Here is a 430-nt window from a genome sequence, read left to right as displayed (position 1 = left end):
ATTTGGTGCTGCGTGCTTTCAAAACCGAGTATTTCAATGGGCGCGAGGTTGGTAAGGAGGATTTTAATGGGGAGCAGTTGATTAATTTTCATGTGATTAGCAGGATGTTGACGTGGTTGATTCAGTTTGACCGTTTGCGCACGCCGTTCACTGTCAATGGGTTAGAAATGCGGGTGGCGGGCGAATTTGCTTTGCCCGAACGCGGTGTGACGTTGAAAATTGGCGGTATCATTGACCGTTTGGACGAAAAAGACGGCTCTCAGTATATTATTGACTACAAAACGGGCGGCAATGCCAAAGAAATTAAAGCCGTTGAGGACTTGTTTGAGCAAAAAACCGGTCGTGCTGCACATATTTTTCAGACATTTGTTTATGCCTCTGGGTTGCTCCAAAAGCAAGAAACGATGTTGCCAATCGTCCCGCAGCTGCT

At 46.5% G+C, this 430-nt stretch carries 1 protein-coding gene; it reads left to right on the top strand.

Annotation, left to right across the window (positions count from 1 at the left end):
- A partial coding sequence (locus ASC50_RS04975; protein ID WP_162491142.1) for a PD-(D/E)XK nuclease family protein occupies positions 1 to 430 on the top strand: 430 nt, incomplete at both ends.

This window comes from Candidatus Symbiothrix dinenymphae, from assembly GCF_001431085.1.
This window is presented reverse-complemented; position numbering and strand designations above follow the sequence as displayed.